General features: G+C 70.6%; 16 protein-coding genes. 14 read left to right on the top strand and 2 right to left on the bottom strand.

Translation table 11 applies throughout. The features are described from left to right. Window positions 1–443 precede the first annotated feature (443 nt). The 5 genes from AB0959_RS02845 (at window position 444) to AB0959_RS02865 (ending at window position 7,565) form a co-directional block, all read left to right on the top strand. Window positions 444–1,913 carry a hypothetical protein gene (locus AB0959_RS02845; protein WP_366824438.1) on the top strand — a complete coding sequence of 490 codons (1,470 nt, stop codon included), beginning with the start codon at window positions 444–446 and terminating at the stop codon, window positions 1,911–1,913. Window positions 1,914–2,176: 263 nt separating this feature from the next. After that, window positions 2,177–3,625 carry an alkaline phosphatase PhoX gene (locus AB0959_RS02850; RefSeq protein WP_366824439.1) on the top strand — a complete coding sequence of 483 codons (1,449 nt, stop codon included), beginning with the start codon at window positions 2,177–2,179 and terminating at the stop codon, window positions 3,623–3,625. A gap of 496 nt (window positions 3,626–4,121) precedes the next feature. Next, window positions 4,122–5,705: a TROVE domain-containing protein gene (locus tag AB0959_RS02855; protein ID WP_366824440.1), complete on the top strand. Its 1,584-nt coding sequence runs from the start codon at window positions 4,122–4,124 to the stop codon at window positions 5,703–5,705. 93 nt (window positions 5,706–5,798) lie between these two features. Then, complete coding sequence (locus tag AB0959_RS02860; RefSeq protein ID WP_366824441.1) at window positions 5,799–6,461, top strand: GntR family transcriptional regulator; 663 nt, start codon at window positions 5,799–5,801, stop codon at window positions 6,459–6,461. Between the two features lie 87 nt (window positions 6,462–6,548). Further along, the gene (locus tag AB0959_RS02865) at window positions 6,549–7,565 is read left to right on the top strand and encodes a 1-aminocyclopropane-1-carboxylate deaminase (protein ID WP_366824442.1); all 1,017 of its coding nucleotides are present in this window, start codon (window positions 6,549–6,551) and stop codon (window positions 7,563–7,565) included. Window positions 7,566–7,832: 267 nt separating this feature from the next. On the opposite strand, the gene AB0959_RS02870 is transcribed toward AB0959_RS02865, so the two are convergent. Next, complete coding sequence (locus AB0959_RS02870; RefSeq protein ID WP_366824443.1) at window positions 7,833–8,663, bottom strand: IclR family transcriptional regulator; 831 nt, start codon at window positions 8,661–8,663, stop codon at window positions 7,833–7,835. A 304-nt stretch (window positions 8,664–8,967) separates the two neighbouring features. Here AB0959_RS02870 and AB0959_RS02875 point away from each other — a divergent pair, with 304 nt between their 5' ends. The 9 genes from AB0959_RS02875 (at window position 8,968) to AB0959_RS02915 (ending at window position 17,859) form a co-directional block, all read left to right on the top strand. After that, window positions 8,968–9,756 carry a transporter substrate-binding domain-containing protein gene (locus AB0959_RS02875; protein ID WP_366824444.1) on the top strand — a complete coding sequence of 263 codons (789 nt, stop codon included), beginning with the start codon at window positions 8,968–8,970 and terminating at the stop codon, window positions 9,754–9,756. Window positions 9,757–9,808: 52 nt separating this feature from the next. Continuing rightward, window positions 9,809–10,552: an amino acid ABC transporter permease gene (locus tag AB0959_RS02880; protein ID WP_366824445.1), complete on the top strand. Its 744-nt coding sequence runs from the start codon at window positions 9,809–9,811 to the stop codon at window positions 10,550–10,552. Beyond that, complete coding sequence (locus tag AB0959_RS02885) at window positions 10,552–11,202, top strand: amino acid ABC transporter permease (protein WP_366824446.1); 651 nt, start codon at window positions 10,552–10,554, stop codon at window positions 11,200–11,202. The genes AB0959_RS02880 and AB0959_RS02885 overlap by 1 nt, the downstream gene beginning before the upstream one ends. Then, the gene (locus tag AB0959_RS02890) at window positions 11,199–11,981 is read left to right on the top strand and encodes an amino acid ABC transporter ATP-binding protein (protein WP_366824447.1); all 783 of its coding nucleotides are present in this window, start codon (window positions 11,199–11,201) and stop codon (window positions 11,979–11,981) included. Before AB0959_RS02885 ends, AB0959_RS02890 begins: the two co-directional genes overlap by 4 nt. A 98-nt stretch (window positions 11,982–12,079) precedes the next feature. After that, the gene (locus tag AB0959_RS02895) at window positions 12,080–13,102 is read left to right on the top strand and encodes a sugar kinase (protein WP_366824448.1); all 1,023 of its coding nucleotides are present in this window, start codon (window positions 12,080–12,082) and stop codon (window positions 13,100–13,102) included. Between the two features lie 52 nt (window positions 13,103–13,154). Then, the gene (locus AB0959_RS02900) at window positions 13,155–14,198 is read left to right on the top strand and encodes a LacI family DNA-binding transcriptional regulator (RefSeq protein WP_366824449.1); all 1,044 of its coding nucleotides are present in this window, start codon (window positions 13,155–13,157) and stop codon (window positions 14,196–14,198) included. A gap of 482 nt (window positions 14,199–14,680) precedes the next feature. After that, complete coding sequence (locus tag AB0959_RS02905; RefSeq protein WP_366824450.1) at window positions 14,681–15,973, top strand: extracellular solute-binding protein; 1,293 nt, start codon at window positions 14,681–14,683, stop codon at window positions 15,971–15,973. A 1-nt stretch (window position 15,974) separates the two neighbouring features. Beyond that, window positions 15,975–16,997: a sugar ABC transporter permease gene (locus tag AB0959_RS02910; protein ID WP_366824451.1), complete on the top strand. Its 1,023-nt coding sequence runs from the start codon at window positions 15,975–15,977 to the stop codon at window positions 16,995–16,997. After that, the gene (locus tag AB0959_RS02915; protein ID WP_366824452.1) at window positions 16,987–17,859 is read left to right on the top strand and encodes a carbohydrate ABC transporter permease; all 873 of its coding nucleotides are present in this window, start codon (window positions 16,987–16,989) and stop codon (window positions 17,857–17,859) included. Before AB0959_RS02910 ends, AB0959_RS02915 begins: the two co-directional genes overlap by 11 nt. A gap of 69 nt (window positions 17,860–17,928) precedes the next feature. Here the strand turns inward: AB0959_RS02915 and AB0959_RS02920 are convergent, their stop codons facing one another. Next, entirely contained in the window at window positions 17,929–19,128 is a 1,200-nt protein-coding gene (locus AB0959_RS02920; protein ID WP_366824603.1) for a TerD family protein, read from the bottom strand. Between the last annotated feature and the right edge of the window lie 61 nt (window positions 19,129–19,189).

A 19,189-nucleotide genomic window follows, 5' to 3' on the forward strand; every position in this document is an offset into this window, starting at 1 on the left:
GGAATCCCTCCGGGGACGTGCGTGGGCGCCGGGACGAGAGTGAAACGAAGGGCGAAACGCAACCGGTGGGGCGGTGGCGACGCGCGTAGAAACGGGGTGCGGGTAGCCGTACGGGGAGCTGCTCACGGGTTTCTACGCGCGTCAATCTCCTGCCTGGTCAGGTCAGTTGTCAAGGTTTCAGCCATGTACGGCTCCTGACCGGATCGTGAACTGGGCGGCATGGGTGGAAACCCGTCTAGGCTGAGCCGCTGCTGGGTGTCACGAGGCGGTCACCGGGCCTCGTGGGTCCGGAGGCGGTCGTGGTGCCCGGTGCGCGTACTGCTGGCCCTGTTTGTTCGTGCTTGACTGGCTGGTAGTGCCGTAAACGCCGTAGCGCCTGGCTCACGGAGGTGGTGCCGAGGCGTCGCGGGGCCGTGATCTTCGTTCGGAGGAGAAACCAGCCGATGTCAGACAGCTCCCCCCTGCCGCCGGTGCGGCTGCACTCCGAAGCGGAGCTGGCGCGGGACGCGCTCGCCACACCCCTCCTCTCGCGCGCCGCGCGGCTGGCCCGTTGGGCCGGACCGGAGACGCGTGTGGGCGCCGGGGGCGAGCTGATCGACGAGCAACTGCCGCGGGCGGCCGCCGAACTGGGCCTCACCGGCGACGACGCGGCGGCCTTCGCGAGCGAGGCCTGGCGGGTGGCCGTCGACACCGGGCTCGTGGAGATCGTCGACGAGGAGGAGGGCACCGTCACCGCGGGCGCGGACCTGCGGACGCTCACCTCCGGAGGCCCTCAGGACGTGCTGGCCGTCTGGCTCGGGGCGTTGGAGGCCGTCCTGGCGGACGCGTCCGTGCCCGAGCTCGACGATCTCGTCGACGCCATGGCCGAGGGCGGCTCGGTCGACCTGTCCGAGCTGGACTGGGACCCCGAGGCGGAGGCGGAGTTCCTCGACGGGGTGCTCGGCAACCTCTACCTGCTGACCGTGAGCGAGGACGGGCCCGGCGACACTCCGCTGCCGCTTCCCGCCCTCGCCGCGTCGATGATCGTCCCCGACGACATGGGGGAGCCCACCAACGACGTGCTGGAGCAGGTGTCGGACGCGATGATGCGGCTCGACGACCAGTTCCGGCTGCTGGAGCCGGTCGGGCTCGTCTCGTACCAGCCCGTCGACGAGGCGCTGTTGACGGATGCGGAGGACGCCGACGGGGACGTCGGCGGGGACACGGCCGGGGAGAGGGCCGAGGCCCCTCCGGCCGTCGACGAGACCGACGTCACGCGATACGGGATGGTGCGGCTCACCCCGCTCGGGCTGTACGGGCTGCGGGCCCGGCTGCTGGAAGCCGGTGTTCCGGCGCCCGCGGTGGGTGATCTCGCGGACAAGGGGGCGGACGCGCTGCTGGACGGCACGGCCGCCTTCCCGCAGGCGGCCGCGCAGGCGGAGACGGAGCAGTGGCTCGCCCGCCGGGAAACCCTCGCCGCGGCCCGTGAGTTGCTGGCCGCCGCGCGGGGCTCCGACTCGGGCGCCCCGCTCCGGCGTCTGCGCTGTCAGCAGGCGCTGTCCCTCGTCGGTCCCTCGGCCGAGCCCGCGCTCCGTGAGGTCCTCGACGACGCGGAGCTGGGTGGGCTCGCGCGGGTCTGGCTCACCGAGCGGGGGGCCGCGGACGTGCCCGCGCCGTCCGAGGCCATGGTGTTCTGGCTGACCGTCGACACGGTGGCCGCGCAGCTGGCCGCCGAGGGCAACTCGGCGGAGCTCCAGGGGCTCGTGGAAGGGCTCGCCCGGCAGCACAGCGGGTTCTTCGCCGCGGCCTGGCGGGTGGACCATCCCGCGACCCCGGACGTCCTGGAAGCGATGGGGCGCCTCCACCCCGACAAGAAGGTCGCCAAGGAGGCCCGCAAGGCGGCGTTCAAGGCGAGGTCCCAGAGGGGGGAGTGAGCGCGGGGTTCAGCGCGGGGGTGGTTGGGGTGGGTTGGTCGGGTGCGGGTGGGCGGGGGCTGGTCGCGCAGTTCCCCGCGCCCCTGAAAACCGGGCAGCGCCCCTGGGGACGGGACGGGTAGGGGCGGCGGGGGCGAGGTACGTCAGGGCAACGCCTTGGCGTCGTCCCGTGTTCAACCCCCGTTCAGGCACGGGCGGGACGGTATGCCCGCAAACCGGGTCCGCCACCCTCCACGGCATCCTCCACCGTCACAGGAGACACCATGTCGCTCACCCGCAGGGACTTCGCCAGACGCTCCGCCGTCACCGGAGCAGGCGTCGCACTGGCCGGCAGCGTAGGCGCCCTCGCCACCGCCCCGAACGCCCTCGCGTCCACCGACACCGACAGCACGGGGGAGGGAACGGCGGAGCAGCACGACGGCGGAGTCGGTTACGGACCGCTGCTCCCCGACCCGAAGGGCCTCCTCGCGCTCCCCGCCGGGTTCACGTACAAGATCATCACCTACAGCGGCAAGACCAAGCTGGAGTCCGGTGAGTTCACCCCCTCCAACCACGACGGCACGGCCACCTTCTCAGGCCCGCGCGGCACCACCCTCCTCGTCAACAACCACGAGTTGAAGGGCCCCCGCGCCAACTGGCCGCACCCCGTGCCGCTCACCGAGGGCCTCGTGTACGACCCCGCCGCGTCCGGCGGCTGCACGGTCGTCGAGGTCCGCCCCGACGGCCGGGTCGCCGAGTGGGTCGGCATCGCCGGCACCTCGACCAACTGCGCCGGCGGCAGCACCCCGTGGGGCACCTGGCTCACCTGCGAGGAGACCGAGGACAAGGCCGGCGTCAACGGCATGACCAAGGACCACGGCTACGTCTTCGAGGTCGACCCCTGCGACCAGCGAGCCAACCGCGCCCCCAAGCCCCTGAAGTTCTTCGGCCGTTACGCCCACGAGGCCGTCGTCATCGACCCCAAGCGCGGCCACGCCTACCTCACCGAGGACGCCTCGAGCCCCAACGGCCTCCTCTTCCGCTGGGTCCCGCCGCAGGGCTTCCACCACGGCCCCGGCAAGTTCCGCACCCTCGCCGACGACGCCGGTGTCCTCCAGGCCTTCAAGTGCTTCGACTCCGGCGGCAAGTTCGTCGACGACCTCTCCCGCGCCACCAAGATCGGCACGGTGTACGGCGTCGACTGGGTGGACGTCCCCGACCGCGACGCGAAGACCGTGGCCGTGCGCAAGCAGTTCGGCACCGGTGAGATCACCCGCGCCCGCAAGCTGGAGGGCATGTGGTGGGGCGACGGCGGCGCGTACATCGTCTCCTCGTACGCCCGTGAGGAGAGCCCCGTCCAGCACGACGGCCAGGTCTGGTTCTACGACCCCAAGCGCCGCACCCTGACCCTGAAGGTCCTGCTCGGCGTGAACCCCGACCCGTCCAAGGACGGAGCCTTCGACGGCCCCGACAACATCACCGTCTCCCCGTACGGCGGTCTGGTCATCGCCGAGGACGGCGAGGGCGTCCAGCACCTCTTCGGCGCCACGGACAGCGGTCGCACCTACCCGATCGCCCGCAACGAACTGAACGCCGGCACCGAAGAGGAGCCGGAGTACAGCGAGTTCACCGGCGTCACCTTCTCGCCCGACGGAAAGACCCTGTACGCCAACATCCAGACCCCGGGCATCATGCTCGCCATCACGGGGCCGTGGAAGCGGCAGAAGCGGTAACTCCTGAAGCGGCAGTTAATTCGCTCGCCGGAGTCGCGACCGCCCTCCTAAAGTGATGTACGTCCAGGTGCGAAGGCAGGACCTACTTCCACTCTTAATGGGGCGGTCGCGGGTTCGAATCCCGCCACCGGTACAACGTGCCGGTGTAGCTCAGGGGCAGAGCACCTACGTCGGTTCCGCCGGCCTTGAACTCTGGACACCACAACTTCATGCACCTCCCGGTGCGCGGGCCGCGGCTACTTCTTCTCGAAAAAGAATCCCATGCCGCAGCCGACTTGATCTCGGGAGGTGCGACACATGGTGGGTGCCCGGTGCGCAGGCAGCGGTTACTTCATGGGCACAGCGGGTCGCGGGTTCGAATCCCGTCTGCGTCTTCGGGACGTTGTAGCTCAGCGGTGAGAGCAGCTGTTTTGTTCCGTCGCCGACTTTCGACCTCGGTCACCCTCCATTTGTCGTGCCTCCCTCCGAAACCCAAAAGAATTCGGGGGAATTCACCATGGCGCGATTCAACACCAGGGCGGCCCGGGCGCAGCCCACCTCCCGCGTGACGTCCACGGGCCGAGTGCTCCGCACCTTCCAGGGCGGCCGTGGCCGTGAGCGCGACCCGCGCTCCGAGCTCTATCTGCTCGCGGTCTCCAACATGGTCTCGCAGAAGACCTTCTACGAGGACGGTGCCGACCGGGACGACCGGTTCCCGCGGCTCGTGCGCGAGCTCGCCGTCACGGATCCCGTGTGGACCGCCGGCCTGCTCGGCTGGCTGCGCGGCGAGGGCAACCTGCGGACGGCCTCGCTCGTGGGCGCCGCCGAGTACGTGAAGGCGCGCCTCGACGCGGGCGCCACCGACGGGCCGGCCAACCGGCAGGTCGTCGCATCCGTACTCCAGCGGCCCGACGAGCCCGGTGAGCTGCTCGCGTACTGGACCTCGACGTACGGTCGCGCCGTCCCCAAGCCGGTCAAGCGCGGCATCGCGGACGCCGTGCAGCGTCTCTACCACGGCAAGTCCCTGCTGAAGTACGACACGGCGTCCAAGGGTTACCGCTTCGGCGACATCCTCAACCTGGTGCACGCGGCGCCGGACCCCGGCAAGCCGTGGCAGGGCGAGCTGTTCCAGTACGCGCTGGACCGCCGGCACCACCCCGACACCGCCGTGCCGCCCGCGTCGAACCGGCTGCTCACCGCGCACCGCGAGCTGATGGCGCTGCCCGTGGCGGAGCGGCGCGCGGTCGTCACGTCGGACGGCGGGGCCGAGCGGCTCGCGGCGGCCGGGATGACGTGGGAGGCGCTGGCGGGCTGGCTGCGGGGGCCGATGGACAAGGCGGCCTGGGAGGCCGTGATTCCGTCCATGGGTGCCATGGCGCTCGTTCGCAACCTCAGGAACTTCGACGAGGCCGGCGTCTGTGACGAGGTGGCGGCACGGGTCGCCGCCCGTATCAGCGACCCGGCCGAGGTCGCGCGCTCGCGGCAGTTCCCGTTCCGCTACCTGGCGGCCTACCAGCACGCGCCCTCGCTGCGCTGGTCGTACCCGCTGGAGCAGGCGCTCGGCCACTCGCTGGCCAACGTGCCCGCGCTGCCCGGCCGGACCCTCGTGCTCGTGGACCGCTCGGGCTCGATGTTCTACTCGCGGATGTCCGACCGCTCCGAGCTCAACCGGGCCGACGCGGCGGCGGTCTTCGGTACGGCGCTCGCGCTGCGGGCGGCGGACGCGGACCTCGTCGAGTTCGGTACGAGCAGCAGCCGGGTGCGGTTCCGCCGGGGCGAGTCGGTGCTGAAGATCCTCGGCCGCTTCGGCGAGCTGGGCGGCACCGACACCACCGAGGCGGTCCGCCGCCACTACAGGAAGCACGACCGGGTGCTGATCGTCACGGACGAGCAGCACGCGTACAGCCACCACGGCGACCCGACCGAGCAGGTTCCGGCCCATGTGCCGGTCTACACCTGGAACCTGGCCGGCTACCGGGCGGGCCACGGCCCGTCCGGGACGGGGAACCGGCACACGTTCGGCGGCCTCTCGGACGCGGCGTTCCGCATGGTCCCGCTGCTGGAGGCGGCACGGGACGCGGACTGGCCGTGGGCTGCCTGAGCCCCGGGAGGCAGTGGCCCGCACTTCGGTGCGGGCCACTGCCTTGTGAGACTCCCTTGTGCGCCCACCAAGGTGACATCTAACATTTCAGTTGTGACCGCCATAGAACCCGTACGCCGCACCCTCCTCAGGGACCGTGCCTACGAAGCGCTCCGGGACGCCATCGTGGCCGGGGAGATCGAGCCCGGCACCGTGGTGCGCGACGCGGATCTCGCGGAGCGGCTCGGGCTGTCGCGGGCTCCGGTGCGTGAGGCGTTCTCCCGGCTCGTGGACGAGGGGCTGCTGGAGAGCAAGCCGCAGAGCTACACGAGGGTGACGCCGGTCGTGGCCTCCGACGTGCGGGACGCCGCGGCCGTGGTGGGGGCCATGCACGAGCTGGTCACGCGGGTCGCGGTGCCCCGGCTGTTCGCCGCGGACGTGGAGTCGATGCGGTCGGCCAACGAGCGCTTCGCCCAGGCCGTGCACTCCGGTGACGTGGACAGCGCGCTGCGCGCCGACGACGAACTGCACGACGTGCTCGTACGGGTCAGCGGCAACCGGGCGGCCGCCGCCACCGTCGCCCGCTACACCCCGCTCATCCGCCGGCTGGAGCGACGGCGCTTCGGCGAGGGCGGCAACTGTCGTTCGGCGGGGTTGCACGAGCAGTTGATCGAGGCCTGCGCGGCCGGTGACGTGGACGAGGCGGTCCGTGTCACGGCGGAGATCTGGCGCAGTCTCGCGGGCATGGACGCGCTCGACGACGAAGAGCATCACTGACCGGAAGACCCCACTGACCGGAAGACCCCCGCCGACCGGAAGACCCCCGCCGACCCCGAAGAGATCCACTGATCCAGGGAGGACGCCATGTCCCTTTCTTCCTACGAGCGTTACCCCCTCCTCTTCGGGCCGTCGCCCGTGCACCGTCTGGACCGGCTCACCGAGCACCTCGGCGGCGCCGCCCTGTGGGCCAAGCGTGAGGACTGCAACTCCGGTATCGCGTACGGCGGGAACAAGACCCGCAAGCTGGAATACCTCGTAGCGGACGCCCTCGCGCAGGGCTGCGACACACTGGTCTCCATCGGCGGGGTGCAGTCCAACCACACCCGCCAGGTCGCCGCGGTCGCCGCCCGTGCCGGGCTCAAGTGCGTGCTGATTCAGGAGAGTTGGGTGGACTGGCCCGACGCCGTGTACGACAAGGTCGGCAACATCCTCGTCAGCCGTCTCGCGGGGGCCGACGTTCGGCTGGTCAGGGCGGGCTTCGGCATCGGGTTCAAGGAGAGCTGGGAGCAGGCGCTCAGGGAGGTCGAGGAGGGCGGCGGCAAGCCGTACGCCATCCCGGCCGGCGCCTCCGACCACCCCCTCGGCGGACTCGGCTTCGCCGGGTGGGCGTACGAAGTCGCCGAGCAGGAGCGGGAGTTGGGGGTCTTCTTCGACACGGTCGTGGTGTGTTCCGTGACCGGTTCGACGCAGGCCGGCATGGTCGCCGGCTTCGCCGCGCTGGAGGAGGCCGGTGGCCGTCCCCGGCGGGTGCTCGGCATCGACGCCTCCGCGGCGCCCACCCGCACCCGTGAGCAGATCGCCCGGATCGCCCATCGCACCGGCCAACTCATCGGCGTAGGCAGGGAGTTGACGGAGACGGACGTCGAGCTGGACGAGCGGTACCACGCGGGCACGTACGGGATACCCGACGAGACGACCCTGGACGCGATGCGCCTCGCGGCCACCACGGAGGGCATGGTCACCGACCCCGTGTACGAGGGGAAGTCCATGGCCGGGATGGTCGACCTGGTGGCCCGGGGCGAGATCGGCCGCGACTCCACCGTGCTCTACGCGCACCTGGGCGGCCAGCCCGCGCTCAACGCGTACAGCGCGCTGTTCTAGCGGGTGTTTCGAAGGTCCCGTGTCTAGCGGGTGTTTCGAAGGTCCCGTGCGACGTCCGGGCCCTCGGCGCCCGGACGCGGCTACCGGTCGGCCCGGCCCGGCCCGAAGCGCCGGGGCCGGCCCGAGCCGAGATACAGGGGCCACCACGACCCTTGCGGGCCAGGCGGAGGAACGCCGGTCCTACCGGGCAGGGGCCGGAACGCCCGAACCCTTCCGGCCAGGCGGAGGGACGCCGGCCCTACCGGTCGGCGGACGGACGCCCCAGCCCTACCGGTCGGCGGACGGAACGATCCCGCCCAGGCGCTCCGTGAGCGCCTGGGCGGTCGCCGTGACGTGCGTGCCGATCCCGGCGAGGCGGTCGTGCGTCACCCGGGAGGCCGGCCCCGAGATGCTCACCGCGGTGACGACCGCCCCGCTGTGGTTGAAGACCGGCGCGGCGACGCAGCGGATGTCGAGTTCGTTCTCGACGTCGTCGATGGCGTACCCGCGCTGCCGGATGCGGGCGAGGTCGGCGCGCAGCTGGTCGGGTGAGGTGAGGGTGGCCGGTGTGCGGGCGGGCAGGCCGGCCGCGAGCACCTCGTCGAGGACGTCGTCCGTGGCGTGGGCGAGGAAGGCCTTGCCGGTGGCCGTGCAGTAGGCGGGCTGGCGTCCGCCCACCCGTGAGTGCATGCGGACGGCCTGGGGGCTCTCGACCTTGTCGATGTAGACGATCTCGGGGGGATCGAAACTGACCAGGTGCACCGCTTCCCGTACGTCCTGGGCGAGCTGGTGCAGCAGGGGTGCCGCCGTCCGCCGGACGTCGAGCCGCTCCTGGTAGAGCTGGCCGAGCAGGGCGTTCTGGGGGCCGAGGCGGTAGTGGCCGTTCTCCGGGTCCTGGTCCACGAGCCGGACCTCCCGCAGCGGCCCGACGAGCCGCAGCACGGTGCTCTTGCTCAGTCCCAGCGCCGTGGCGAGTTCGGTCAGCGAGGCTCCCTGCGGGTGCCCCTCGTCCTCCGCCAGGTACATCAGGATGCTCAGTGCGCGCCGCAGGGACGACGACGCGTTGCGACGGGGCTCGGACGCGTCGGGGATGGGGTTCGAGCTGTCGGGCGAGGTCACGCCGGTTCCTCCCGTGGACGGCTGCTGTGCGGGAGGCCCAGCGTACTGCACTGCAAAACGGTATGTCACATATTGAAATCGGCCGTTGACGACGGTGGGGCGTCGGGCTAACTTCTCCGCAACGCTATGCGGAACGCGGTTTTGCATAGCACAACCTGCTGGTGGCTCGTGGCGACCAGCCCCCTCCCGGCCGCGCAGGCGCGTCCCCACCTCCCCGAAGCCCTCCCCAGAACTCTCCCGGAAGGGAGCTCCCGTGATGAGATTTCGTCACCCTACTCGCACGCTGATGACGATTTGTATCGGTGTGACCACCGCCGCATCGCTCGCCGCCTGCAGCTCCAGCAGCGGCACCGCGGCTGCCGGCCAGCAGTCCTCGACGCTCCAGGAAGTCATCAAGCGCGGCACCCTCAACGTCGCCAGCTGCCTGACGTTCCCGCCGTTCGGCTCCAAGGACAAGTCCGACAAGCCCCAGGGCTTCGACGTCGACGTCGCCACCGCCATGGCCAAGGCGCTCGGCGTCAAGGTCAATGTCGTCGACACCACGTCCGCCAACCGCATCCCCAACCTGCAGACCAAGAAGGTCGACGCGGTGGTCTGCAACTTCACGACCACGTCCGAGCGCGCCAAGCAGGTCGCCTTCAGCGATCCGTACATCGTCGCGGGCGAGGTGCTGCTGGTGAAGAAGTCCAGCGGCATCTCCGGCATCAAGGACCTCACGGGCAAGACGGTCGCGGTCACCAAGGGCTCCACCAACGGCGACGCGGTCAAGTCCGGCAACCCCCAGGCGAAGATCCAGGAGTACGACACCTCCTCCGCCGCCGTGCTCGCGGTCAAGCAGGGCCAGGCCGACGCCATGGTCGAGGACTCCAACTTCCTGAACTACCAGGCCAAGCAGGACCCCTCCCTCAAGGTCACCAAGGACTCCGTGGTGCCCCTGGAGTACAACGGCATCGGTGTCCCGCTGGGCGACGCCACCTGGCTGCAGTGGGTCAACACCTGGCTTCGCGAGTTCAACACCTCCGGCCAGGCCGACGCCCTCTACAAGAAGTGGTTCGGCGTCGACCGCGTCTACCCGCTCAACCCGTCCTACTGAGTCCCGGCGGGCGGCGGCACCCTGTCCTGCCGCCGCCCCGTGGAGGAGTCCCATGTTCGCTGACTGGAGCTACGCCCTCCGGGACTGGCCCACCTATCTCGACGCGGCCTGGCTGACCCTGAAGCTGTCGCTCGAGGCCTTCGCGCTCGCCTTCGCCCTCGGCCTGGCCGGCGCGCTCGCCCGCAGATCCCGTTTCGCCGTGCTGCGCGCGCCCGCCGCCGTCTACGTCGAGGTCATCCGCAACACACCCGTCCTGGTGCAGATGTTCGTCGCCTACTTCGCGCTGCCCTCCGCCGGCCTGCGCCTGAGCCCGGTGCAGGCGGGCGTCCTCGCCCTCGGCGTCAACGTCGGCGCCTATCTCACCGAGATCTTCCGCGCCGGCATCCAGGCCGTCCCGCGCGGCCAGCGGGAAGCGGCCCGGGTGCTGGCCCTGAGCCCGGCGCGCACCTTCGCGCACGTGGTGCTCCCGCAGGCCCTGCGCAACGTCTACCCAGCGGTCGTGAACCAACTGGTCCAGATCATCCTGGGCTCGTCGCTGCTGTCCGCCATCTCCGTCCCGGAGCTGACCGGCACGGCCATGGTCATCAACTCCCGCACCCTGATGACCGTCCAGGTCTTCGGCATCGCCGCGGTGCTGTACCTGGTCCTCACCAACGCCGTCGTCCTCGTCGCCGGGCTCGTCGGGCGGGCCGCGTTCAAGCCCCCGCTGCAGACCTCCGTACGTCCTCGTCCCCTGAGCGCCGTACGCCGTCTGCTCCCCGCCCGCGCCTCCGGTCCCGTCCAGAAGGAGGCCTGATGGACTGGTCGGTCATCTGGTCCAACCGCGACCTGTACCTCTCCGGGCTGTGGGCGACCGTCCTGCTGTCGGTCGCCGCGATCGCCACCGGAACGCTCCTCGGACTGGTCGTCGCCGCCCTGCGCACCAGCCGCGTCCCCGTGCTGGCCCAGCTCGCCCGCGGCTACCTGGAGGTCTTCCGCGGCACACCGCTGCTCATCCAGATGCTCTTCATCTACTTCGGCGCGGCCTACCTGAACCTCGCGGGCCTCACCGTCTTCGGCGCGGCACTGCTCGCCCTCACCCTCTACCAGGGCGCCTACATCGCGGAGATCTTCCGCGCCGGCATCGAGGCCGTACCCCGCGGCCAGTGGGAGGCGGCGCGCGTGCTGGGCCTGCCGCGCCCGCAGACGTTCCTGAGCGTCGTCCTGCCACAGACCCGGGCGATCGTCCTCCCGCCGCTCGTCGGCCAGTACCTCTCCCTGATCAAGGACACCTCGATCGCCGTGGTCATCGGCTACGTCGAACTGGTCCGCCAGGGACAGGCCGTCATCGACCGCGAGGGAGACCCCGCCACGTCCTACCTGGCCGTCGCCGTCCTGTACTTCGTCATCTGCTACCCGCTGTCGCTCCTCGTACGGCACATGGAGAGAAAGGCCGTCACCGCATGAAGACCACCGAGCCCGCCACCCAGGCTGCCCAGAAGGAGGCGGTGACCACCTCCCGGATCTCCCTGTCCGGCGTGCACAAGCGCTTCGGCGACCTGGAGGTCCTCAAGGGCGTCGACATCGACGTGGAGCCCGGCGAGGTCGTCGTCCTCATCGGCGCCAGCGGCTCCGGCAAGAGCACCCTGCTGCGGATCATGTGCGACCTGGAGCGGGCGAACAGTGGGGAGGTGTGGGTGGGTGGCGTCCCCCTGCACGACCGCAAGCGCGCACCCGAGATCTTCGGCCATGTCGGGATGGTCTTCCAGCAGTTCAACCTCTTCCCGCACAAGACCGCCCTGGGCAACGTCACCCTCGCCCTGCTGAAGGTCAGGAAGCTCGCCCGCGCGGAGGCCGAGGAGCGCGGCCGTGCCGCCCTGGACCGGGTCGGGCTCGGAGACAAGGCCGACTCCTACCCGGCGCAGCTCTCCGGCGGACAGCAGCAGCGCGTCGCCATCGCCCGCGCGCTCGCCATGGACCCCGCCATCATGTTCTTCGACGAACCGACCTCCGCCCTCGACCCCGAGCTCGTCGGAGAGGTCACCGGCGTCATGCGCTCCCTCGCCGAGGACGGCATGACCATGGTCGTCGTCACCCACGAGATGCGGTTCGCCAAGGACACCGCCGACCGCGTCGTCTTCATGGACGGCGGAGTGGTCCTCGAACAGGGGCCGCCCGAGCAGGTCTTCGGCAACCCCGCCGAACAGCGCACCCAGCAGTTCCTGCACCGGGTCCTCGACACCTGAGGGGCTCTCGGTCCGCACCGGCACCGCCCCTGGAAACCGCGCACATCCTCGGAGACTGCGCACCCTCGTAGACCGCGCACACCCGCCGAAGGAACCTCGTGCTGTTCCCTCTCCCACCTCCCGGCCCGCCCTCCGGCGCCGAGCCCCCGGCCGACGTGGTCTGCCTCGGGGAGACCATGGCCGTACTCGGCCCCTCGGACACCCGGCCCCTCGCCCACCAGAGAACGCTCGTGCTCACGGTGGGCGGAGCGGAGTCCAACGTGGCCTGCGCCCTGGCCTCCCTCGGACACCGCGCCGCCTGGCTGGGCCGGGTCGGCGACGATCCGCTCGGCCGGCGCGTCCTGGACGACCTGACCGCCCGCGGTGTCGACGTCTCCGCCGCCGAGACGGACCCGGACCGGCCGACCGGCGTCTACTTCAAGGACCCCGGCCCCGACGGCACCGGCACGTACTACTACCGCCGGAACTCCGCGGCGGCCGCCATGGATCCCGGCCTGACGAGCCGTCCGCCGCTCCGTCCACTGCTCCACCGGGCCCGGGTCCTGCACGTCTCCGGAATCACCCCAGCACTGTCGGACAGCTGCGCCGCCCTCGTCACCCACATCGTCTCCCGGCGGGCCGTTCCCGGACCCGTCATCTCCTTCGACGTCAACTACCGCCCCGCCCTGTGGCGGCACCGCCCCGCCGACGCGGCCCCCGTGCTGCGGGAACTGGCGCGCGCGGCCGACATCGTCTTCGTCGGACGCGACGAGGCCGAGACCCTGTGGGGCGCCGGCAGCGCGAAGGGGGTCCGTGACCTGCTCGGCCCCGGCCGGGCCCTCGTCGTCAAGGACGCCTGGAACGGAGCGACGGCGTACACGGCCGACGGCGAGGAGACGTTCGTGCCCACCCCGGCCGGCCGGGTCGTCGAGCGGGTGGGAGCCGGTGACGCCTTCGCCGCGGGCTGCCTCGCGGCACTCCTCGAAGGCCGCGCCGCGGCGGACGGACTGCGTCTGGGGCACCTGCTGGCGGCGGCGACCCTCGGCACCCGGGAGGACGTCCCGCCGGTCCTGCCCCGGGCCACACTCGACCACCACCTCACACTCGACGACGCGGCCTGGTCCGCTCTGCGCCTGACGTGACCCATGGTCTGTGCGGCACCCCGTGCCGCGGTGTCCGGATACAGTGCACAGCGTGTGGGCCGACAACCAGCAGCGGGAGCCGCTTACCGACCAGCCTGACGGCCCCCGCCGCCGGGCCACGATCCACGACGTCGCCCGGCTGGCCGGCGTCTCACGCCAGACGGTCTCCCGGGCGGTCAACGACAAGGGGGAGATCGACCCGGCCACGAAGGAACGGGTGCTGGAGGCGGCACGCCTGCTCGACTACCGGCCGAGCCGCTTCGCGCGGGGACTCGTCCGCAAGGGAGCGGTGACCGCGGGCCTGGTGATCCCCGACCTGATGAACCCGTTCTTCCCCGAGGTGGCCGCGGGTGTGCTGGAGGCGGCCGAGCAACGCGGCTGGCAGGTGGTCGTGTGGGACTCACGCACCGACGACACCCGGGAGCGGGAGGCGCTCGACGTGCTCTCCCACCAGGCGGACGCGGTCGTGGGCTACTTCAAGAACGAGGACGAGGTCCTCGCCCGGCACCTCGGCGGTGTGCCGCTGGTGCTGCTGGAGCGGGGCCCGCAGCAGACGCGGTTCGCGGCGGTGGGCATCGACGCCGCCGCCGGCCTGGAGCAGGGCGTCGCCCATCTGGTCCGCGCGGGCCATCGCAGGATCGGCATGCTCGACGGCGACCGGCTCGAAGTCCCCGGCCCCCGGCGGGAGGCCTTCCTGTCCGAGGTGCGGCGGCACGGTCTGCCCGTCGACGAGAGCTGGGTCGTGATGTGCCCCGAGCACAGCGTCATGGGCGGCGCGGCGGGCATGACGCGACTGCTGGACGCCCGGCCCGAGATCACCGCGGTCTTCGGCTTCAACGACCTGATCGCCATCGGCGCGATGCGCGCCGCCCGGCGAGCGGGGCGGCGGCTGCCGGACGACCTGGCCGTCATGGGCTTCGACGGGCTCTCGCTGGGGGAGCTGGTGGAGCCGGGTCTCACCACCCTGCACCTCGACAAGCGGCAGCTGGGGAGGCTGGCCATCGAGCAGATGGCGCGGCTGCACGCGGGGGAGGAGCCGCTGAGTGGGGCGGATGCGTGGGTGCGGCCGGAGTTGGTGGTGCGGGGGTCTGCGTAGAGTTCTGGCCGCGGTCGGGTTTGTCTCGTCTGCCCCATCGCTGCCGGTGGCCGGGTGCGGGTTCGTTGTGGCTTGTCGCGCAGTTCCCCGCGCCCCTGAAAGCCGGGGGAACCCGGCAGCGCGAGAGCACCGGCAGCCGCGCGCGCCAGGGCCGGCATGATCCGCTGACCCTGCCCTCCCGCTCCGTGGCGCCTCGGCGCATCGCTACAAAGTGTCGATACATCGACTCAGGCGCATCTCAACGCCTCAACACATCAACCGCGTACCTCCCTTGACACTGGTTTTCGGCCGCCCCGATACTCGACGGCAACGTTCACGTGAACGCTCACGGACCCCCCAGAACGCTGTCGGCCCGGACTGGATCCGCCCGCCGACATCGTTGTCTCCGTCATTTCCCCCACCCGTCAGCGGGCCGGTGGCCGCGCCTTGTCCCGGCCGAGCCGTGCCCGGAAAGTGAGTGCGCGCCGATGGAACACCGAACGATGTCCCGCAGACGTCTGCTGGGGGCCTCCCTCGGCGGCGCGGGCGCCGCTCTCCTGGGACTGTCGGGATGCGGAGCCGCCAGCGGCTCCGCATCCGCGGGCACCAGCCACCTCAGCCTCTGGTACTGGAAGGGCGCGCTGAGCGACAAACTGCTGGCCACCGCCAAGCGCGGCGTCCCCGGCCTGCCGGGGGTGAGGGTGCAGGGCTCGCAGATCCCCGACGGCGACATCGACTCCAAGGTGCGCACCAGCCTCGCGGCCCGCGCCTACGTACCGGACATCACGGTCGCGAACTCCGACAACCTCGCCACGTTCTTCCCCGACGAGGACGAGTTCATGGACCTGAGGACCCTCGGCGCGGAATCCGTCCGCGACCAGTACCTCGACTGGAAGTGGAAGAGCTGCTTCACCCCGTCGGGCCGGATGATCGGCTTCCCCCTCGACGCCGGCCCCACCGCGCTCTACTACCGCAGGGACCTCTTCCAGAAGGCCGGACTGCCCAACGAGCCTCAGGACGTCGCCGAGGAGATCCCCACCTGGGAGAAGTTCATCGACGCCGGGAAGACGCTGCGGGCGAAGGGGCCCGGCAAGCCGTACCTGGTCAGCAACATCGGCAACATCTTCCAGCAGGTCCTGCTCCAGAGCCCCAAGCAGTTCGTGGACGCCGACAACCGCTTCATCGGCGACCAGGAGCACGTCCGGCGCGCCTGGGACCTCTCCGTGGAGCTCCTCCGTCAGCGGCTCAGCGCCGGGATCACCGACGGGACACCCGACTACAACGCGGCCATGAGCGGGAGCCGGGTCGCCACGATGACCACGGCGGTGTGGGCCATCTACGGCCTGAAGGACTCCGCGCCGAAGACCTCCGGCAAATGGCGGCTGACCACCATGCCGGACGGACCGGCCAACTACGGCGGCTCGTACATGACCCTGACCCGCTACTGCCGGGACCCGGAGGGCGCCTTCGCCTTCCTGAAGTGGCTGCTCAGCCCGGTGAACCAGCTCAAGAGCTACCAGGAGATGGCCCTGTTCCCCACCACTCCGGCCTCCTACGCCGACCCCGCGATGCACAAGCCCGACCCCTTCTTCGGCGGTCAGCAGCCCATCGACGTCTTCGGCCCGGCCGCCCAGAAGGCCCCCGTCAACTACTTCAGCCCCTACGAGGAGACGGCCAACACCCCGTTCTTCCAGGAGCTGACCAACGTGGAAATGCTCGGCAAGAACCCCGAGAGGGCCTGGCGGAACGCGGTGAACACCGCCGAGACCACGCTGTCCCGGCTGGGGGTGAGCTGACATGGCCACGGTTCTCGACCCGGCGGGCGCGCCGCCGGCGGACGAGCGGCGGGCGGCCCGCGGCACCCGCGCCACCGCCCCGGGCGGACGCAGACGTCACCTCCCGCCGCTGATCGCGATCTCCCCGTTCTACGTGCTGTTCGCCGTCTTCGGCACCTTCCCGGTGGTCTACTCCCTCTACCTGTCCTTCCAGGACTGGGACGGCATCGGCGACATGCGGTTCGTCGGCCTCAAGCAGTACGGCTGGCTGCTCCAGGACTCGGTGTTCTGGCACTCGGTGCTCAACACCTTCGAGATCTGGTTCCTGTCCACGGTGCCGATGCTGTTCCTCGCCCTGGTGCTCGCGTTCCTGCTGCACTCGCAGGTCCGCTTCACCAGCGCGTTGCGGGTCGCGTACTTCATCCCCAACGTCACCTCGATGGTCGCCATGACCATCGTCTTCGGCTCGGTCTTCGCCCAGGCGGGACTGGCCAACTCGCTGCTGCGGGCCATCGGGCTCGACGGGATCGGCTGGCTGTCCTCGGAGTGGGGCATCAAGTCGTCCGTCGCCCTCATGATCATCTGGCGGTGGATCGGCTACAACGCCCTCATCTTCCTGGCGGGCCTCCAGGCCATCCCCACCGAACACTTCGAGGCCGCCCGCGTCGACGGCGCGAACAGCTGGCAGACCCTCTTCCGGGTCGTGGTGCCCCAGCTGCGCCCGGTGATCCTCTTCGCCGCCATCACGTCCACCATCAACGGCCTGCAGATCTTCACCGAGTCCCAGGTGCTCTTCCAGTCGGGCGACGTCGGAACCACCGGCGGACCGGGCCAGGAAGGCATGACCATCGTGCTCTACCTGTGGCAGAAGGCCTTCAAGGAGCACCAGTTCGGCTACGGGGCCGCGATGGGCTGGCTCCTCTTCGCGATCATCGCCGTCTTCACGATCATCAACTGGCGGCTGGTGTCGGGCTCCGACCGTGACGACCGCCGCCCCGGCCTCGCCGGTCTGCTGCGACGCAAGGGAGCCCGCGATGGCTGCTGACGACAGGACGACCGGCAGCGCGGGCCTCATGATCGGCTCCGGCAGCAGGTTCACCCGGATCGGCGTCCGGGCGGCGCTGCTCCTGGGCGTGCTGATCTCGCTGTTCCCCTTCTACTGGCTGGTGGTGATGGCCTCCGGCACCACCCAGGACATCTACCAGTACCCGCCCAAGCTCGTACCGGGCCCGCACCTGCTGGACAACATGCGGCGGGTGCTCGAAACCGTCGACTTCTTCGGCTCCCTGTTCAACACGATCGTCGTCGCCGTGCTCGGGACCGCGCTGGTGCTGTTCTTCGACTCGCTGGCCGCGTTCGCCTTCGCCAAGTACGAGTTCCCGGCCAAGAAGTTCCTCTTCGGCATGCTCCTGATCACGTACATGATTCCCGCCCAGCTCTCCCTGGTGCCGCAGTTCGTCACCATGGCCGCGTTCGGCTGGGCGGGTTCGCTGAACGCGCTCATCATTCCCAGCGCGGCCAACGCCTTCGGCATCTTCTGGATGCGTCAGTACGCCCAGAACTCGCTGCCGGACGAGCTGTTGGACGCGGGCCGTATCGACGGCGCCGGGTTCTTCCGGCTGTACTGGACGGTGGCGCTGCCGCTGTTCCGCCCGGCCCTCGCCTTCCTCGGCATCTTCACCTTCATCGGCCTCTGGAACGACTACATCTGGCCGCTGGTCGTGATGATCAACCCGGACAAGGTCACCCTCCAGGTCGCCCTGGCGAACCTCAACGTCCTGTACAACTCCGACTACGCCCTCGTGATGGCGGGCGCGCTGATGAGCGTCATCCCGCTGATCATCGTCTTCCTGCTCGGTGCCCGGCACTTCCTGAGGGACCTGGCCGCGGGGGCGACGAAGATGTGAGAGAGCGCGGCGCCGGGCGCCCCCGTCGGGGGCGCCCCGGACGTCGCGGGGGCCGGGGGACCAGGTCGGCTACAGCGCCTGGGCCGCCGGCTTCACCATTCCCCTCACCGTGCGGGACTTCACGAAGTCACCCATCGCCGTCATCTCCCACTCTCCGGAGAACTGGCGGATCAGCTTCGCCATCATCACGCCGGTCTGCGCCTCGGCGCTGGTGAGGTCGAAGCGGACCAGCTCCTCACCGGTCGCGGCGTCCAGGAGGCGGCAGTAGGCCTTGGCGACCTCGGTGAACTTCTGCCCGGAGAAGGAGTTGACCGTGAAGACGAGTCCGCTGACCTCCTGGGGCAGGCGGCCGAGGTCGACCGTGATCACCTCGTCGTCGCCTCCGCCCTCACCCGTGAGGTTGTCTCCGGAGTGCTTGATGGCGCCACCCACGATGCTCAGCTTGCCGAAGTAGCAGCTGTCGATGTGGTTGCGCTGCGGGCCGTAGGCGATGACCGAGGCGTCCAGGTCGATGTCCTTGCCGCGGTAGGCCGGCTCCCAGCCGAGGCCCATCTGGACCTGGGAGAGGAGCGGGCGGCCGCCCTTGACGAGGGAGACGGTCTGGTTCTTCTGGAGGCTGACGCGGCCCTTGTCGAGGTTGATCTTGCCGGCGCCCGGGGGAGGGGTGGCGGGCGCCGGGGGTGCGGCCGGGGCCGGCGGGGCCGCAGGCGGCTGCATGGCGGGGGCGGGCGGGGCTACGGGCGCGGGGGCCGGGGTGGGAGTCGGGGTGGCTGCCGGTTCCTCCACCGTCACGCCGAAGTCCGTCGCGATCCCCGCCAGGCCGTTCGCGTACCCCTGGCCGACCGCACGGGCCTTCCACGCGCCGTTGCGCAGGTAGATCTCCACGATCACCAGAGCCGTCTCCGTGCCGAGCTGGGGCGGGGTGAAGGTGGCCAGGACGGAGTTGTCGTCGGCGTTGCGAATGGTCGCCGTGGGTTCGATGCCCTGGAACGACTGGCCTGCCGCGTCCGGGCTCGCGGTGACCACGATCTTCTCGATGCCCGGAGGGACGGCGGTGGTGTCGACGGTGATCGCGTCGGGGCTGGTGCCGCCGCCGGAGCGGTACGTCACGCCCGGGCCGCTCGGCTGGTTGTAGAAGATGAAGTCGTCGTCGGAGCGCACCTTGCCGTCGGCGGTGAGCAGCAGGCCCGATACGTCGAGCCGCACCGGGGCGGCGACGTCCACCGCCACGTGGGCGGAGGAGAGAGGGATGTTCGAGCCGGGGGTCATAGCTGTCATGACCCGTGAACGATCCAGGTCGCTTTACCGTTCCCTTACCCGCGGGTGGTCG

The sequence above is a fragment of the Streptomyces sp. NPDC046862 genome, from assembly GCF_040704615.1.
Classification (GTDB): Bacteria; Actinomycetota; Actinomycetes; order Streptomycetales; family Streptomycetaceae; genus Streptomyces.

Excerpts from the sequence above, each read along its gene's own strand:
- AB0959_RS02885 (WP_366824446.1), top strand. The coding sequence starts at position 10,552 with ATGGACTGGTCGGTCATCTGGTCCAACCGCGACCTGTACCTCTCCGGG.
- AB0959_RS02880 (WP_366824445.1), top strand. The coding sequence starts at position 9,809 with ATGTTCGCTGACTGGAGCTACGCCCTCCGGGACTGGCCCACCTATCTC.
- AB0959_RS02850 (WP_366824439.1), top strand. The coding sequence starts at position 2,177 with ATGTCGCTCACCCGCAGGGACTTCGCCAGACGCTCCGCCGTCACCGGA.
- AB0959_RS02910 (WP_366824451.1), top strand. The coding sequence starts at position 15,975 with ATGGCCACGGTTCTCGACCCGGCGGGCGCGCCGCCGGCGGACGAGCGG.
- AB0959_RS02915 (WP_366824452.1), top strand. The coding sequence starts at position 16,987 with ATGGCTGCTGACGACAGGACGACCGGCAGCGCGGGCCTCATGATCGGC.
- AB0959_RS02855 (WP_366824440.1), top strand. The coding sequence starts at position 4,122 with ATGGCGCGATTCAACACCAGGGCGGCCCGGGCGCAGCCCACCTCCCGC.
- AB0959_RS02890 (WP_366824447.1), top strand. The coding sequence starts at position 11,199 with ATGAAGACCACCGAGCCCGCCACCCAGGCTGCCCAGAAGGAGGCGGTG.
- AB0959_RS02920 (WP_366824603.1), bottom strand. The coding sequence starts at position 19,128 with ATGACCCCCGGCTCGAACATCCCTCTCTCCTCCGCCCACGTGGCGGTG.
- AB0959_RS02845 (WP_366824438.1), top strand. The coding sequence starts at position 444 with ATGTCAGACAGCTCCCCCCTGCCGCCGGTGCGGCTGCACTCCGAAGCG.
- AB0959_RS02865 (WP_366824442.1), top strand. The coding sequence starts at position 6,549 with ATGTCCCTTTCTTCCTACGAGCGTTACCCCCTCCTCTTCGGGCCGTCG.
- AB0959_RS02905 (WP_366824450.1), top strand. The coding sequence starts at position 14,681 with ATGTCCCGCAGACGTCTGCTGGGGGCCTCCCTCGGCGGCGCGGGCGCC.